This is a genomic window from Candidatus Pelagibacter communis (genome assembly GCF_001180025.1).
GTDB lineage: Bacteria > Pseudomonadota > Alphaproteobacteria > Pelagibacterales > Pelagibacteraceae > Pelagibacter > Pelagibacter ubique_A.
Genome location: NZ_CVSK01000030.1, coordinates 128,084 through 142,969 on the forward strand (window position 1 = coordinate 128,084; position 14,886 = coordinate 142,969).

The window sequence follows — 14,886 nt, forward strand, 5'->3', positions numbered from 1 at the left end:
AATAATTATTTAAAGTTATTATATATGTTTTAAACATCGAGTTCACCAGGTTTAGTAACTACAGGATAACCATCAAAAATTTTTCTTAGTTTTGATTTATATTCTTCCATATCTATACCTTTATAGTGCTTCATAAATAAGCTTGCTTCTAACTCGCTATAAACTTGTAATCTTCTAATAAAATATTCAAAAAAATTTATCTCACGCTCCCAATACATTTCTTTAGCTCTATTCAAATCATCATATAAATTAGAATTCATTTTTAATGCTGGTGGAAACCATTCATTTGCAAAATAGTCATCCTCATTAAATAATTCGGTAAACTTCCAAATAATTTTTCTATTACCAAATCCAAAAAACTTAACAACATCTTGCATTATACCGCCCCTGTCCTCATGTGCAAAAGGTACTGTTGGATGTGCTCCAGTACGATCTGTAAGATCTAAAAATATACCCTCAAAATAAAATAGCTTTCTTCTAAGTATTTCTGGATCTTCTTTTGTAATATTTTTTTCAAGCGCATTAATCAGTTCATTTGCAAATTCGTAATCTTGATTAACTGCAAATTTATTAACATCAAACATTTTTATTCTCTTCGATTTGAATAATACAATCTGGCCCAACTTTAAGTGTGAAAGATCTTATCATATCTCTAAAGTCTTCTTCCATATCAAGCATAGCTCTTTCCTTGTTAGCAATACTGTTTTCAAAAAACTTTTTTTCTTTTCCCATAAGATCATTCATTTTAATCATTGATTGATACAAATTTCTTACAGGTAATTGAAATGATGGACCCATTATATGATCCCAAAGTCTTTTCATCATTTTTGGTGCATCAAAATCCTTCTTAGATTTATGTTCATTTATCAAGTTAGTTTTAATAAAACTTACTAACATGTGAATTATTGGATAATTCATTGGAATGATAATAATTCTTTTACCATGTCTTTCAACATAGCCATCATGCTGTTTATTATAGTCTTTTGGCATAGCTGTAGTAATTAAAACACCATAATTGATATTTTTATCTTTCATATCACTTAATAGTTTGCTTACCCATTCTTCTTTAAAAGTTTTGTGATCTTTGCTTTCAAAGTAAATCTGTGCAAGTTTTTCTTGATCTTTATTATTAATTGTAAGTATACAATCTGCACCTTTTGCTCCCTTTTTAACTTCTTCTACAGTATCATGTGGAAATTTACTTCTAAGGTAATCCTCAATCAGTTCTTCTTGAACTTCACCTTGAACTTCCATCGATTTTTGTTTTAGCTGTTTAGACATTTCATCAATTTTTACTTGAGTACGTCTTTTTTCTATTTCTCTTTCTTTATCTTTTTTAGCCATTATATCTTTAAGTTTTTGAACATCGTTTTCAGATTTTTCTTTTATTTTTTGCTCAATAACTTTTTCTTTTTGTTTAAGATCTGCAATTAACTTAGCTTCAATTTGTTTTTTACTCTTCTCAGCTTGTGCAACTTTAGTTTGAAGATCCATAAGCTCTTTTTTTTGCTTATTTTCTCTAATTAAAGCTTTCTCTTTTAACTGTTTTTCGATTTCTTTTTCCTTAAGCTTAAAACTGGCAATTAACTTAAACTCTGCTTCTTTAGAGCTTTTCTCCATTGCTTTTTCTTTAGCCTTAAGTTTGTCTTCAATTGCTTTTTCTTTTTGTTTTAAGGTTGCTGTCATCTTTAATTCAGTATCCTTTCTACTCTTTTCGGCCTCTAAAATTTTAGACTGCAATGCCTGAACTTTAGCTTTACTTTCATTTTGTACTTTTAATGAAAGTTCTTTCTCTAAATTTTTTTCTTTTAGTTTGAAATCAAGATTAAATTTTTCTTTTAAAAGTTTTTCCTTAACCTTAATTTCTTCTTGGTACTCTTTTTCTTTGCTCTTTAAGTGATTTTGTAATGCCTGATCTGCAGAAAAAGTTTCGTTACAGCTAGGACATGTTATTATTAATTGACTCATATTTATTTTACTCCTTTATTTAATTTATTAGTTAATTGTTAGATCTTCTTCGGCACTCCACTCATTTGACTTATGCTGAATTTCTTTGATTTTACTTTTAGCTAAATATTCAATAACCTTACTAAATGTTAATTCTGCATTAATAATGTTACCTTTTCTTAGCCATTCTAAAGTTTCATAAGTATCCCTAGGTATGCTTACTGATTTATATTTATTTGGATCTGCCATTTTATCTCCTCTGTTTAATTAAAATCCCCTGTTCTTTTACAGGGGATGTTGTTGACGATTTATTCACTTTTATCGCCTATTGTTAAAAATATTCCTCCAATTAAACCTGCTGCAATTGGAGTGAACTGTGACATTGGTCCCAAGAATGCGGTTAAATTTGTCCCCATTCTAGACGCAGCATAATCTACAACTGCAAATCCTATTAAGAGTATTCCTAAATAGCCAAATACTCCGCTAGGCAAATCAATCATCATTTCATCATTGCTATTTTTTTTCTCTATTTTTGTTTTTTTCATTTTCTCCTCTTTGTTAGTGTTTATGATCAAGAGGAATTCACAAATTGCAGAAAGGAGGTTAAGAACTATAATTTAACCAAAGATCAATTTGCTTACTTCCTCTTAATCTTTTGTGTGTTCAATAAAATCAAACACACCCTATTTATAGTGATTTAAAAATGGTTTACCCGTAGGTTAACTTTTGACTTTGCCTACGGATGAATTTCTAATAATCTAAATTTATGAGTAAAAAAAAAGGCTATCCAAGAAAACCATATTCATTTGAAAGAGTTTTAAAAGATTTAGCAGACGATATTGGTTACGATAATATTGAAACTGTTATAGAAAAAAAAAGAAAAGCTATTGAACATATTTCAAACCCTAATTTCAAAGATAGGCAGCTTCATATACAAGATGGGTTGGAATTAGATATTCATTGCAAAAGAATTGGTAAAGGAACTCCATTTCTTACTGCATATGAAACTTTACTTAGAAAAGAAATTGCCAATAGAAAAGATCACGACCCTAGTGATGAAATAATCAATAATTTACTTAGATTAGGTGAGTCTATAGGTGATGTAATGGAAGAGACTAGAAAGGCTCTTGATGATGATAAAGTTGATGAAAATGAAAAGGAACAAATTTCAATAGAAGTAATTGAATTAGAAAAAAAAATTGCTGAACTTAAGCTAAAATTAAATTTAGGTGAAAAAACAAACTACAAAATTCAAAATAAAAGAGAACCTTAATCAATGCGTTATAGGTTTTTATTAAATTTTCTAAAAATTTCACTAGTTACAAAAGGAATAAATAAAATAAATATTTTTTTAAATCTCGCAATTTTTTTAAGCATCTTCGCTATCTCAAGTACTCTCATATCTATTTATTATGAATCAAAAATTACTGATATCGAAAAAAAAATCGCAAAAAATGGTACGCTATTAGACGTTCTGTCAGCAAGCACAATTTCAATTCCAACTAAAGTTTTAGGATTAGAGAATATATCAAATGATATTAAAAAAAATAATGACATCATAAATTATTTTCTTTATTCAAAAGTAGGACAATTATTTGATGAATATGAATTGTATTATCGTCCAGTAATTCATCTTAGTAATTATTTATCTAATGGTTTTACGACTATTAAAAATTTTGAGGATTTTATTAATATTAAAGATGATGCAATGCTTAAAAATGTTGATAAGAAAGTATTTGAAGATTTAAAGCAAAACTCAATAAACCAAGAAGAATTTTTAAAAATTAGAAATAAAATTGATAATGATCATAAAGAATTAAAACTAGACAGAGGTATTAAGGTAATTAAACCTGAAAGTTTAAAAAGTTATCAAAATTATTATGACACATTTATTATATATATAAATGATCAGCTTCATCATTATTCATTAATATCTGGAACGTTACAAAAAATTTATAATAATATAAAAAACGATAATCTTAAAAATTTTGAAGAAATATCGAAGAATTCAAAAGAGTCTAAAAAATTCATTATATTTGCTTTTTTCTTTCAATTAATAATTTTTATTATTGTACAGGCAATGGAAATAATAACTACCAGAAGGGAAATACAAAATATCAAATGACATTAAATGTGAGAATTTTAGGTTTAATTATTCTAGTAGGTTTATTTACTGTATCTTCTTTTCTTTTCGATCAGATGGTTATTTATTCTGAAGATAAAATCAGAGAAAAAAACTTCTTATATAAAAGATCATTTAATAATTATTTAGCTAGCAAAAATGTAATGTTTAACACAAGAGATTTAATGACAAGGATTCAGGTTAAAAAAAATTTTTTTGAAGATAGACAATCCTTTTTGCAGGATGCTGTATCAGTATTATTTAATGATAATCTGATTAAATCAACATTTGATGAAAATGTTGGAAAAAATTATTTTAAAAATCTTAAAACAATTTTTACATCAAGATATCAAACACTAGGATATGATATTTTAAAAGAATGCGATCTAGCATACAGTTTTTTTAAAGGAATACAGGTAAGAAAATTTGATCTTAATATCCATGAGGATGAAAAGACAATAAAAGCAATTAAAGGATTAAATAAAATAAATTTAGAAAACTCATTAAAAACACATGATCATTTTACCAAAAAACTGGATATAGAAAGAAAAAAAATTCTATCTGTAGACTATGGTATTTCTAATATTGATGAATTCTATCTCATTAGAAAAATGTACACTGATTTATTAGATTATTATTTTTTACACTATGGTTATTTAGAAAAAATAAATGATGCTCATAGGGTAACTTTTGATTTTTATTTTAGAGAATCTACACGTTTTTTAGATGAAAAAAGTAAGCACGAAAGACAAAAAAATTATTTTATTTTATTTGGTGTTTTATCTCAAATTTTAAGTCTTTTTTTCTTAATCTTTCTTTTTAAAACTTTGATGTTTTTGGCAAACAAGAAACCTAATCCTTAGAAAATTATCCAATAAACTTACTACCTAAAAATAAACCTTTAGCAGCTTCTAAATTATAAAAATAAGTTAATAAAATTATTAATATAAAAAAATAACTTATTGGGCCAACAAACTGAGCATACCTATCAACTACACTAAGATCCTTACCTGATTTAAGTTTTCTAAGGAATGAATAAACACAAAGAAGAGTTGCAGCCCCGGTATAAAAATACGACAAGAGTATAAAACAATCCATAAATGTTAAATATGGAAGTTTAGGCAAATCCTCATCAATAATGAAGTTGTAAGCAATCAAAGATAATAAACAAACAATAGTAACATTAACCTTAGCTTCAAGCTGGGATCCTCTTACCCAAAATACTGACCACGAGATAGCCAATATGAAAATTATAGGTAATATAATCTTATAAATATAATATGAAGTTAATCTCTCAATATTAAAATCTAAATAAAAACCGGTATAAGGGCTTCCATCATTATCTACATATGAGTATGTTTCATAAGAAGGGTTATTTATTTTCCAACCATCTACTGTAATTGGACTACCGTCTTTTTCCCATACACCGGTAGCAGCATATTCTGACATGTAAGGTTCATTTGGGATCAATTCCACCAAGAAAGATGGATATTCAGACCATAGTTCTATACTTAATTCCTGATGATCAAATGGAAATTTTTTAAAATCAAAATTATTTGAATGAAATATTGCTGTATCTTTTAATCGCTTATCAACTGTTCCATCAGAAAAAATATCTATCCAATCTGCCATAAAATTTTCAACTGGTGGCTTATCGACTCTATTATAAAATTCTATAGCTGGATCGAATAATTTAAAATTAGAAAATTCTTCTGAAGGATTAAAAGTACATAAATAAAATGGTTTTTTACCAACTTCTGTAGCTACACCTAAATTTTTTAAAAGTTCTTTTAACCTAGGATCATTCCAAGTTAACCACAAATTTACTTGCGCCTCAAATGTATTTTGGTCAGCCGATATTTGAAATATCCTATCTACATAAATATCAACTTTAACATTTATTGGATCTTCTGACACATAATTGGCATGAGGAAATTTTAAATTGTCATATAAATTTTTACAAAAGTCAGGTTTTAAATCTTTTGCTGGATATTTATAAAAATTAATACCAAAAGATTTAGTAATAAAAATTAAAATCAATACCAATGAATAAAGAAAAGTTTTAAAGATATAATTTTTCATATTTATATAAGATTTTTTGTGACAATTTTTCCACTATCGTAAGCTCCTGCAACAGTACCCCACTCTTTTGCTGTTGCCTCACCTGCGAAATATATTCTGTCTCCCACTGAGCTTCTTAGGATTTCTCTATACTTAAATGCACCTGGCTCAGCAGATGCCCATGCTCCCATAAATAGTGGGTTTGATGACCAATCAACAGCATGAGATTTAATTATATCTTTATCAATCTTATTACCAAAAATTTTCTTTAATTCACTTATTCCAAAATCAATAGATGCTTGCTCACCTGATTTTAACAACTCTTTTCCAAAGTCTCCTCCTGGATCGCACAAACATAATTTAGAATCAGATGGATTTATTGTGACACCAAAACCCTCAGGTGATTTAGCATTTTGACTAACAACTCTATAATATAAATATGAATCTTTAGTCTTTTTCTTAAATAATTTCTTAAATTTAAAAGTAAGTCGATTGTAATGACCCATAGAAATTTTAGAAAATGACTCTTGTTTTTCAGTAGGTAAATTAGGGGTAAATTTAATTTGATCAGAAGCTAGTACTCCAGTTGAAACGGTTAGAATACATTTGTTAGATTTAATTTCTCCTTTATCGGTTAAAACCTTTACTCCACTACCACTCCAATCAATTTTATTAACTTTTGTATTTAATTGAACTGGAATGTTTTTAAACATATCAGCTACCAACGAACCAAAACCTTCTTTGCAATGCCATGGTGCAGACTCAGGAATTTCATAATCATAATTAAAATCTTTACATGAGTAGTTTGTAAAATCTTTACCCATCTCCCATGCTCCAATTATCATGTGCATAGTATCAAACCACCTATGATCTTGATAAGGAACTACTTCTGAAGGGGAAATATCTTTCCTAGTTTTTGCAATTCCGGCCTCTATACCATCAAAGACTTTCCATATTTCATCATCATTTGAAATTTTTTTTTTGCCACTATAGAGATCATACATTTCCTCAGATCTTTCTTTATATAAATTGAAATTAGAATTTTTTACACCATATAACTTAAAGGGATTTGTATCTCCATTATCTAACCATAATGCACCAAGATCATATGGTTCACCAAAAATTTGATTATCAGTAAAAGCCCTACCTCCAATTCTGTTCGATGCCTCTAAACAAATAACTTTTTTTCCTGAATTGATTAATTCTTCCGTAGCTGCAAGTCCTGCTGCCCCTGCTCCGATTACTACAACATCATAGTCTTGATCAGCATTGACTTTAATTATACTGGGAAAAGTTATAGCAGTTAATCCCAACAAAGATGATTTAATAAATTTTCTTCTTGATTTCATTTTTTCTTAATTCTTTTTTTTGTAATTTTTTTCAATGGGTCAGGACCAAATCTATTTTTTCCTTTAGTTCCTACGGGGATTAAAAGAAACAATAGTACAAGCCCACCTATAAAGGGAATAAAACTTATTAATAAAAAGAAACCAGATTTATTAGTATCATGTAATCTTCTAACACCAGCAGAAAGTGCTGGTATCAGTGTAAACAAAGTTATTCCTAGGAAAAAAAAGGAAATTTCATTATCTAATACTTCTGAAATAAAATATGAAGGTGAAACAATTAATTGAAACCACCAATATTCAGATCTACTAGCCCTACCTTCAAAAACAAAATATTTTTTTAAACAAGTTGATAAAGATTCTCCAAATGTCATTATTTTTTCATATTAATGATAAGATATCTAAAAAGAATTAAAAGAGAAAATAAAGATAATATTTGAGCTATAATACTTAATAATATTAATTGATTTTTAAGGCTTGAAATCGATTTAATAATCCCAAGTTTTTCAATTGATACTTCTTCTTTAGAACTTACCAATTTAGTTATGTCAGATTTAATTTCATCAAGAGTTATAAAATTTGAATGTAAATTTTCTAACATTAATATTTTAAATCTGTTTAAATCTTTTTTATTTCTTTTTCATTTCTTTTTAATTTTTGCTTTTGCTTAAGTTCATTATGCAAATAAAAAGAAAAAAGAACCAAAATACCAATGATAGTCATTGGATATGGCCATACTAGAAAATTATAAAAACCATGGAATAAATATGGTAATACTAATGATAAAATTAAAAACTTTTTATTACCTGAAAAGGCATACATTCCAAAATAATAACCCATTACAGCACCATTAAGACCGTGCATTGGAATAGCAGAATAAGATCTTCCTAATGCTACTAAATATGATAATTCAGCAAAATCATAACCTTCATCTTTTGCTATTTGCTCTGCCCATTCATATACGTATGTATAATTTTCATAAGTTGCAAAACCTAAAGAAACAACTACTCCATAAACTAAACCATCCATAGGTTCATTAAATTCGTTTCTTTTTAAAACTATTAGATAAAGAATTGAAAATTTTAATAATTCCTCAGCCCAAGCGGGACCTAAAAAACTACTTGTTAAGTTATCAGAGTATTTTGATCCATCATAAAAGAAATCATGACTTAAACCATTTAAAATTCCTGCAGGTAAACAAATTAAAAAACCAAGAAAAAAAATTAAAATTACTGTTCCTTTAGGTTCTCTAAATTTATCTGCAAGCACAAAATATAATAAAATTATTATTGGAGGAACTAATGTAATTAACAGAGTTAACATTTTAAAAGGCTATCAAAAGATTAAAATAATGTCTAACGTAAGTGTAGTCTTTTTGTAGTCTTTATAGATTATGCATGTAGACGGGAGTCTAAAAGTTAAGTAGTATCAACCTTAATGAAAAGAAAATTATTTACGCTTACTGATTTGTAATCAATAGGTCTGTGGATATAGATTTTACCAGGCTGTTAATTTCCAGCACTCATTAGCGTCTTCAATACGAACATAACAACCAAGAAAAGACATCATTTTGAATGCACAAAAACCTCCAACTAAAATAATGACTATGAGCATTATTGGATTAATTTTTTTCATTCACTAACTAGTCTCTCTTCTTATTTGTTCTATTTTAATTTTTTTTTGAAGGCTTCTATTCTTATCATAAAGAAGATTAAACTTTATTTTATTATTAGTTTTCACTGTAATTGATTTAGCATTTCTTACTTCTAAATTATCTGCAACAGCACTGATAGGTCTCTTCGTTGGGTTTAAGTTAGTTATGACTATTTTAGTTTTGTCATTAACTATTTTGCCCTTCCATCTTCTTGGTCTAAATGCACTTATTGGAGATATTGATAATTTTTTTGAATGAAGACTTAAAATAGGTCCATGCACAGAAAGATTGTAAGCCGTACTACCAGCTGGTGTTGACACTAATACCCCGTCAGAAACTAATTTTTTAATTATTTGTTTTGAACCTTGCTTAATTGATAATGAGGCGGCCTGCCTACTTTGCCTAAGCACAGATACTTCATTTATTGCTATAGATCTCTTAGTTTGATTATTTTTATTTTTAACAATCATTTCTAGTGGACAAATTGAAACTAAATTTGCTTTTGATAGATTTTTTATAATATCTTTTGAAGAAAATTTATTCATAAGAAAACCATAATTTCCAGAGTTAATCCCATAAAAATGTTTATTAGAGTTTTTATTTTTTTTTAATGTTTGAAGCATAAAACCATCACCACCAATAACTATGATAAGATTTTCTTTTTTAAACTGATTAGTTTTTATTTTGTTTAATAATAGATTTTTAAGGCTTAATGATTTCTTATTTTTATCTGAAATAATTTGAAGTTTACTCATTTAGTGGTGCCCTCGGCCAGACTCGAACTGGCACTCCGCAAGCGGCAAGGATTTTAAGTCCTTTGTGTCTACCAATTTCACCACGAGGGCATTAATGAATTTCATGAGTGTTTATGCTAATATTTATAATTGAACAAGTCTAATAAGTAAAATTTTTTTATTTTATCTCTCTAGGTACTAGTTTAGTACTAGTTGTCCTATAAAATCCTATTCTTTTTTTGAAAATATAAAAACAGTTGAGCTCTCTAAATTTTCAATTTTTAATTTTCCTGATTTTACTTTTATTTCAATATTATTTGCCTCTAAAAAATCTCTTACTTGACTAGATTTAATACCATAATTAGTATTTTCACTTTCTTGACCAAAAGCTTGTTTAGTAAAATCTTTGCTCAATTTCATAGTAGCAACACCAACCAAATTACCACTTAATTTATCAACTATTGGTCCTCCGCTATTTCCTGGATTGATCGTAGCATCAATTTGCAACATGGAAGTATTATTTTGTATTCCTTTTAAAGAATTGATTATTCCTGATGTAATTTTAAGATCATCACTTACAAATTTACCATAGGGAAACCCAGCTACTAATACACTTTGTGCTTTTTGAGGAGATTTATTTGAGAATTTTATAAAATCTTTATTTTTAACTTTTGCTTTAAGTAGTGCCAAATCTAATAACTCATCATAAGCAATTAGATTTGTATCAACCTCCTCATGATTAAATAGAATTTTTGCTTTATTATTTGAAGATTTAACTACATGATAATTAGTTACTAAATGACCCTTACTATCTACAAAAAATGCTGTACCGACAGAGTCTTCTGTAGGTCCTCCCTCATTTCCAATGGTCTTTATATTTTTTCCCATATGTTTAATTTCAACTGATTTAAGTTCTTGATCCGTTAAATATCTTAAACAAATATTGATAGCTTCTTTCATTTCATTGACAGATTTAAGAATCTTTTTGTCTTTAGAATTTATTTTTAATAAATCGTCTATCATTTCACTTTGTTGTTCCGCATGAGCTATAAGTATAGGTTTTACAACCTTATCAACATAAGCCCTTCTTGGAGATTCTCGATTATTTCTTTCTTGTTCTCTAATTTTACCAACAATAAAATTCAAAGTTACAAACTCAACATTATCACTTGAATTATCTGAATGCTTTGATTTCATTGACTCTCGATAGTCCTGATAAATTTTTTTAAAGATGAGCATTATAAAATTCTATTTTTTTGTTTTTTAAGTTTAAAAGCCATAAATTTTTATCCCTCAAGGTACTAGTTTAGTACTAGTTTGACAAAATTAATTATTAAGAATTTTAAATAAAATATTATTTATTTTTAAAAAACTTATAGGATTTAATAGGATTTAGACTGCTCTGGACTACCATGGACTGACTCACTTGTGAATCCCTCGGCTTTTAAGTCCTTTGTGTCTACCAATTTCACCACGAGGGCATTAATGAATTTCATGAGTATTTATGCTAATATTTATAATTGAACAAGAGTAATAAGTAAAATTTTTTAATTTATCTTTCCTTGACAAGTCTATTATTTAAACTTTTTAATAACAATAATTTGATGGACACCAAATAATTTAATAAAAGGGTACAAAATAAACTCAAGACATCTTACAAAAAGTAATAAAAAATCTGGTAATAATTTTTTAAAATTTAAACCTCCCGAAAAAAAATATCTTAGATAATTATTAAATATAGATGTATGAACAATTTTTAATTTAGGAAATATTTTATTAATTTTTTCCTTCTCTCTAACAAAATAAATATAACTTAATGCTTGATTTGCTTTATACATAGAGTTTTTATTTTTAGGTTTATGACCAAATTCCTCTAATTTATTAAAATACTCACTAGAATGTGCATTTTTGTAAACTATGGATGCCAAAGGTCCATAATAAGGTTCAATCAATATACACAAGCCTCCTACTTTTAGTTTTCTTTCAATATCTTTCAAAAAATCTAATTGGTTTTTAAAATGGTGGAAACAAAAAATTCCAAATACACTATCAATACTGTTGTTTTTATAAGGGATTTTGTTTGCATCAATGATTTTGTCTGTAAATTTATTATACACAACATCTGATGTTATAATATTTCTATCAATTTTTTTTATAAAACCAATTCCAGACCCTAATTCTATTCGAATTTGATCATTTGTGTTTGTTTTAAATTTTTTTTCATAAAAAAGAATCTTTTCATAAAATTCAGAGTAACAACTTTTTAACATTTTTTTATTTTCTAAAATTTTTTTGTGAAAAACAAATCTTTCTTGATCATCTAAATTAATATTTTTAGTTACGTTAAATTTATTAAAAAGATTTTTTATGAACTTCATTTAAATTCTTAAACTCTTAAACTCTTATTTAAAAAATCAATATCTAAATTACAATCTCTATATCCTTTTTTTACTATATTGAGGTATCTTTCTGTTGGAAACTTAAATGGTGATTTTTTTACCATTGTGTAGGTCATCACCTTTTTTCCATAATAATAAAAATAATGTTTTTTATAAAGAATTGGAAAATCCTCATACAGGTCTAGCTTTTTTTCATCACTTTTAGAAATTTCAAATAAACCGCCTGGAACAATAGACTTTTTTTTAGGTTCAATATCAGCAGCTCTATACTTGCTTCTAAAAGTTAATCTGAAATCTTTTAAATTTATTTTTTTTAAAAAAATACTGTCTTTGCATCTACGCTTCATTTGAAAATGATGAAGATTACTACCATAAGCAAAATAAAGCATTATCTATTTACTACCTCAATTTTTTTCTTATTAACAAATTTTAAAATTTGAGAATTACAATTATCTATTTTATTTTGATCTTCTGATCTTATTACTATTGAGACTCCTAATTTACCCGCATGAAAAAATGGATAACTTCCAATTTCAACATCTTTATTATCATTTTGAACTTTTGTTAAAGAATTAGCTATTTCACTTTCAACAGTTCTTAAACTGATTGTTATACTTTTAATAGGTTCGCCCCCTACTATTCTGTTAGTTAAACCACCTAACATTGATTTTAAGATAGATGGAACACCTGGCAAAGAAAAAACATTTTCAACATTAAAACCTGGTGCGCCACTTGTTGGATTCAAAATTAATTTTGCATTCTCAGGCATCCATGCCATTTTTTGCCTACCTTCATTAAATTCTCCAGGTTGATAATAAGTTTCCAAAATTTTAAAAGCTTCTTTATGAACTTCGTATTTTATTCCAAATGCTTTTGAAACTGATTGAGCAGTAATATCATCATGAGTAGGTCCGATACCACCGGTTGTAAAAACATAGTCATATGTGGATCTAAGTAAATTTAAAGTATCAACAATAGTCTCCTCAACATCAGGTATTACTCTAACCTCTGCTACATTCACTCCAATTGAATTAAGCCAAATTGCTAAGGTTGAGGTATTTGTGTCTTGAGTTCTGCCTGATAAAATTTCATTACCAATGATTAAAATCGATGCATTAACTTTTACTTTTTTATCCATATGAAATATATAATTTAGTAATGGAATTTACCAAGTCTTTAATAAAAGGCAAACTAATCAAACGTTATAAAAGGTTTTTTACTGACGTTAAAATAGGTAAAGAAATTGTCACAGCTCACTGTCCCAATACTGGATCTATGAAAGGTTTGCTAGATGAAGATAATGAGGTTTACTTGCTTCCAAATAATGATCCAAAAAGAAAGCTTAAATATGGATTGGAAATTATTAAATCTAGAAAAAATTTAGTTGGTGTGAACACTCACATGGCAAATAGAATAGTTGAGCATGGGCTCAAAAAAAATCTTATAAACGAACTTAAAAATAATAACTCCATAAAACCAGAGGTTTTTTTCAATAAAGAAACTAGATTTGATTTTTTATTAGAAAATAGAAAACAAAAAACCTTTGTTGAGGTAAAAAATGTAACATTATTTAGAAATAAAGACACAGCAGAATTTCCAGATGCACCAACATCAAGAGGAATTAAGCATTTATTAACCCTTATTGATGCCATAAAAAAAAGTTATAAAACATACTTAATATTTTTAGTTCAAATCCAAAATATGAAATATTTTAAAATAGCTAAAGATATAGACGAAGAATATTATAAGACTTATTTATTAGCTAAAAAAGCTGGTGTAAATTTTTTGGCGTATAGATGTGATATAAGTTCTAAAAAAATTTTTATAGATAAAAAATTAAAAATTATAGATGACTGATTATAAAGAAAAATTTGAAAAAATGAGAGTTGCAGGAAATTTAGCTGCAAGAACTTTAGATATGTTAACTGAAAATATTAAAGAAGGCGTCTCAACTGATTATATTGATAAGTTAGGGTATGAATTTATAAGAGATAATGGTGGCTACTCTGCCCCACTATACTATAGAGGGTTTACAAAATCTTTATGCACATCTTTAAACCATGTTGTGTGTCATGGAATACCTTCAGATAGAATTTTACAAGAAGGTGACGCTGTAAATGTTGATGTTACAGCAATCGTTAATGAACACTATGGTGATACGAGCAGAATGTTTTGCATTGGAAAAACTCCAGTAAAATTAAATAATCTTATTGAAACAACTTACGAATCTATGATGAGAGCAATTAGAATTTTAAAACCTGGGATTAAATTAGGAGATATTGGTTATGAAATACAATCTTTTGTAGAAGAAAAAGGTTTTTCAGTTGTTAGAGATTTTTGTGGTCATGGAATAAGCACTACATTTCATGAGCCACCAAATATTCTTCATTATGGTAAAAAAAATATAGGGATGGAACTAAGACCTGGTATGACATTTACTATAGAGCCTATGATAAATGCTGGCAAATATGATGTTAAAATGTTGAATGATGGTTGGACGGCTGTTACAAAAGATAAATCTTTATCAGCACAATTTGAACATACGTTAGGAATTACTGAAAATGGTTATGAAATCTTTACAGAATCTGCTAAAGGTTATTCAAAGCCTCCATACTTATAATTA

The 14,886-nt window shown here is 27.4% G+C and carries 20 protein-coding genes and 1 tRNA gene; 5 read left to right on the plus strand and 16 right to left on the minus strand.

The genetic code is table 11. From position 1 onward, the window contains the following. Positions 1–29 precede the first annotated feature (29 nt). From AMN83_RS01210 to AMN83_RS01225, 4 genes are read right to left on the minus strand one after another with little or no spacing between them, the layout of a single operon-like run. Positions 30–584, minus strand: a complete 555-nt coding sequence (locus AMN83_RS01210; RefSeq protein ID WP_075503669.1) for a hypothetical protein — start codon at positions 582–584, stop codon at positions 30–32. Further along, entirely contained in the window at positions 577–1,968 is a 1,392-nt protein-coding gene (locus AMN83_RS01215) for a DUF2130 domain-containing protein (protein WP_075503671.1), read from the minus strand. The genes AMN83_RS01210 and AMN83_RS01215 overlap by 8 nt, the downstream gene beginning before the upstream one ends. A 27-nt stretch (positions 1,969–1,995) precedes the next feature. Continuing rightward, a complete protein-coding gene (locus AMN83_RS01220) occupies positions 1,996–2,196 on the minus strand; it encodes a hypothetical protein (RefSeq protein WP_075503672.1) in 201 nt (66 codons plus the stop codon). A 59-nt stretch (positions 2,197–2,255) separates the two neighbouring features. Beyond that, entirely contained in the window at positions 2,256–2,492 is a 237-nt protein-coding gene (locus AMN83_RS01225; protein ID WP_075503674.1) for a hypothetical protein, read from the minus strand. Between the two features lie 221 nt (positions 2,493–2,713). Between AMN83_RS01225 and AMN83_RS01230 the strand changes: the two genes are divergently transcribed. Genes AMN83_RS01230 through AMN83_RS01240 form a run of 3 tightly spaced genes read left to right on the plus strand, consistent with a single transcriptional unit; the run spans position 2,714 to position 4,932 of the window. Further along, positions 2,714–3,220 carry a hypothetical protein gene (locus AMN83_RS01230; protein ID WP_075503676.1) on the plus strand — a complete coding sequence of 169 codons (507 nt, stop codon included), beginning with the start codon at positions 2,714–2,716 and terminating at the stop codon, positions 3,218–3,220. 3 nt (positions 3,221–3,223) lie between these two features. Next, the gene (locus AMN83_RS01235; protein ID WP_075503678.1) at positions 3,224–4,072 is read left to right on the plus strand and encodes a hypothetical protein; all 849 of its coding nucleotides are present in this window, start codon (positions 3,224–3,226) and stop codon (positions 4,070–4,072) included. After that, complete coding sequence (locus AMN83_RS01240) at positions 4,069–4,932, plus strand: hypothetical protein (protein ID WP_075503680.1); 864 nt, start codon at positions 4,069–4,071, stop codon at positions 4,930–4,932. Before AMN83_RS01235 ends, AMN83_RS01240 begins: the two co-directional genes overlap by 4 nt. Before the next feature lie 4 nt (positions 4,933–4,936). Here AMN83_RS01240 and AMN83_RS01245 read toward each other — a convergent pair whose 3' ends face one another. From AMN83_RS01245 to AMN83_RS01295, 12 genes are all read right to left on the minus strand, one after another. Then, positions 4,937–6,151: a ligand-gated ion channel gene (locus AMN83_RS01245; protein ID WP_075503682.1), complete on the minus strand. Its 1,215-nt coding sequence runs from the start codon at positions 6,149–6,151 to the stop codon at positions 4,937–4,939. A gap of 2 nt (positions 6,152–6,153) precedes the next feature. Next, positions 6,154–7,479 (minus strand): flavin monoamine oxidase family protein, encoded by a 1,326-nt coding sequence (locus tag AMN83_RS01250; protein WP_075503684.1) that lies wholly within the window; start codon positions 7,477–7,479, stop codon positions 6,154–6,156. After that, complete coding sequence (locus AMN83_RS01255) at positions 7,476–7,850, minus strand: DUF805 domain-containing protein (protein ID WP_075503686.1); 375 nt, start codon at positions 7,848–7,850, stop codon at positions 7,476–7,478. The genes AMN83_RS01250 and AMN83_RS01255 overlap by 4 nt, the downstream gene beginning before the upstream one ends. Further along, a complete protein-coding gene (locus AMN83_RS01260) occupies positions 7,850–8,077 on the minus strand; it encodes a hypothetical protein (RefSeq protein ID WP_075503688.1) in 228 nt (75 codons plus the stop codon). Before AMN83_RS01260 ends, AMN83_RS01255 begins: the two co-directional genes overlap by 1 nt. 17 nt (positions 8,078–8,094) lie before the next feature. Next, the gene (locus tag AMN83_RS01265; RefSeq protein ID WP_075503690.1) at positions 8,095–8,799 is read right to left on the minus strand and encodes a PrsW family intramembrane metalloprotease; all 705 of its coding nucleotides are present in this window, start codon (positions 8,797–8,799) and stop codon (positions 8,095–8,097) included. 174 nt (positions 8,800–8,973) lie between these two features. After that, the gene (locus tag AMN83_RS05165; RefSeq protein ID WP_179850398.1) at positions 8,974–9,111 is read right to left on the minus strand and encodes a hypothetical protein; all 138 of its coding nucleotides are present in this window, start codon (positions 9,109–9,111) and stop codon (positions 8,974–8,976) included. Positions 9,112–9,114: 3 nt separating this feature from the next. Continuing rightward, positions 9,115–9,885: an NAD kinase gene (locus tag AMN83_RS01270; protein WP_075503693.1), complete on the minus strand. Its 771-nt coding sequence runs from the start codon at positions 9,883–9,885 to the stop codon at positions 9,115–9,117. 4 nt (positions 9,886–9,889) lie between these two features. Further along, positions 9,890–9,975, minus strand: a tRNA-Leu gene (locus tag AMN83_RS01275). A gap of 117 nt (positions 9,976–10,092) precedes the next feature. Next, positions 10,093–11,061 (minus strand): S1C family serine protease, encoded by a 969-nt coding sequence (locus AMN83_RS01280; protein WP_075503695.1) that lies wholly within the window; start codon positions 11,059–11,061, stop codon positions 10,093–10,095. A 377-nt stretch (positions 11,062–11,438) separates the two neighbouring features. Then, a complete protein-coding gene (locus AMN83_RS01285; RefSeq protein ID WP_075503697.1) occupies positions 11,439–12,242 on the minus strand; it encodes a methyltransferase domain-containing protein in 804 nt (267 codons plus the stop codon). Positions 12,243–12,250: 8 nt separating this feature from the next. Continuing rightward, complete coding sequence (locus AMN83_RS01290) at positions 12,251–12,652, minus strand: gamma-glutamylcyclotransferase family protein (RefSeq protein WP_075503699.1); 402 nt, start codon at positions 12,650–12,652, stop codon at positions 12,251–12,253. After that, positions 12,652–13,401 carry a competence/damage-inducible protein A gene (locus AMN83_RS01295; RefSeq protein ID WP_075503701.1) on the minus strand — a complete coding sequence of 250 codons (750 nt, stop codon included), beginning with the start codon at positions 13,399–13,401 and terminating at the stop codon, positions 12,652–12,654. Before AMN83_RS01295 ends, AMN83_RS01290 begins: the two co-directional genes overlap by 1 nt. A 20-nt stretch (positions 13,402–13,421) precedes the next feature. Between AMN83_RS01295 and sfsA the strand changes: the two genes are divergently transcribed. After that, entirely contained in the window at positions 13,422–14,120 is a 699-nt protein-coding gene (gene sfsA / locus AMN83_RS01300) for a DNA/RNA nuclease SfsA (RefSeq protein ID WP_075503703.1), read from the plus strand. After that, complete coding sequence (gene map, locus AMN83_RS01305) at positions 14,113–14,883, plus strand: type I methionyl aminopeptidase (RefSeq protein ID WP_075503713.1); 771 nt, start codon at positions 14,113–14,115, stop codon at positions 14,881–14,883. Before sfsA ends, map begins: the two co-directional genes overlap by 8 nt. Positions 14,884–14,886: the final 3 nt, after the last annotated feature.

Bases quoted from the DNA above. Each gene is read 5' to 3' on its own strand.
- AMN83_RS01210 (WP_075503669.1), bottom strand. From the start codon at position 584: ATGTTTGATGTTAATAAATTTGCAGTTAATCAAGATTACGAATTTGCA.
- AMN83_RS01215 (WP_075503671.1), bottom strand. From the start codon at position 1,968: ATGAGTCAATTAATAATAACATGTCCTAGCTGTAACGAAACTTTTTCT.
- AMN83_RS01220 (WP_075503672.1), bottom strand. From the start codon at position 2,196: ATGGCAGATCCAAATAAATATAAATCAGTAAGCATACCTAGGGATACT.
- AMN83_RS01225 (WP_075503674.1), bottom strand. From the start codon at position 2,492: ATGAAAAAAACAAAAATAGAGAAAAAAAATAGCAATGATGAAATGATG.
- AMN83_RS01230 (WP_075503676.1), top strand. From the start codon at position 2,714: ATGAGTAAAAAAAAAGGCTATCCAAGAAAACCATATTCATTTGAAAGA.
- AMN83_RS01235 (WP_075503678.1), top strand. From the start codon at position 3,224: ATGCGTTATAGGTTTTTATTAAATTTTCTAAAAATTTCACTAGTTACA.
- AMN83_RS01240 (WP_075503680.1), top strand. From the start codon at position 4,069: ATGACATTAAATGTGAGAATTTTAGGTTTAATTATTCTAGTAGGTTTA.
- AMN83_RS01245 (WP_075503682.1), bottom strand. From the start codon at position 6,151: ATGAAAAATTATATCTTTAAAACTTTTCTTTATTCATTGGTATTGATT.
- AMN83_RS01250 (WP_075503684.1), bottom strand. From the start codon at position 7,479: ATGAAATCAAGAAGAAAATTTATTAAATCATCTTTGTTGGGATTAACT.
- AMN83_RS01255 (WP_075503686.1), bottom strand. From the start codon at position 7,850: ATGACATTTGGAGAATCTTTATCAACTTGTTTAAAAAAATATTTTGTT.
- AMN83_RS01260 (WP_075503688.1), bottom strand. From the start codon at position 8,077: ATGTTAGAAAATTTACATTCAAATTTTATAACTCTTGATGAAATTAAA.
- AMN83_RS01265 (WP_075503690.1), bottom strand. From the start codon at position 8,799: ATGTTAACTCTGTTAATTACATTAGTTCCTCCAATAATAATTTTATTA.
- AMN83_RS05165 (WP_179850398.1), bottom strand. From the start codon at position 9,111: ATGAAAAAAATTAATCCAATAATGCTCATAGTCATTATTTTAGTTGGA.
- AMN83_RS01270 (WP_075503693.1), bottom strand. From the start codon at position 9,885: ATGAGTAAACTTCAAATTATTTCAGATAAAAATAAGAAATCATTAAGC.
- AMN83_RS01280 (WP_075503695.1), bottom strand. From the start codon at position 11,061: ATGAAATCAAAGCATTCAGATAATTCAAGTGATAATGTTGAGTTTGTA.
- AMN83_RS01285 (WP_075503697.1), bottom strand. From the start codon at position 12,242: ATGAAGTTCATAAAAAATCTTTTTAATAAATTTAACGTAACTAAAAAT.
- AMN83_RS01290 (WP_075503699.1), bottom strand. From the start codon at position 12,652: ATGCTTTATTTTGCTTATGGTAGTAATCTTCATCATTTTCAAATGAAG.
- AMN83_RS01295 (WP_075503701.1), bottom strand. From the start codon at position 13,401: ATGGATAAAAAAGTAAAAGTTAATGCATCGATTTTAATCATTGGTAAT.
- sfsA (WP_075503703.1), top strand. From the start codon at position 13,422: ATGGAATTTACCAAGTCTTTAATAAAAGGCAAACTAATCAAACGTTAT.
- map (WP_075503713.1), top strand. From the start codon at position 14,113: ATGACTGATTATAAAGAAAAATTTGAAAAAATGAGAGTTGCAGGAAAT.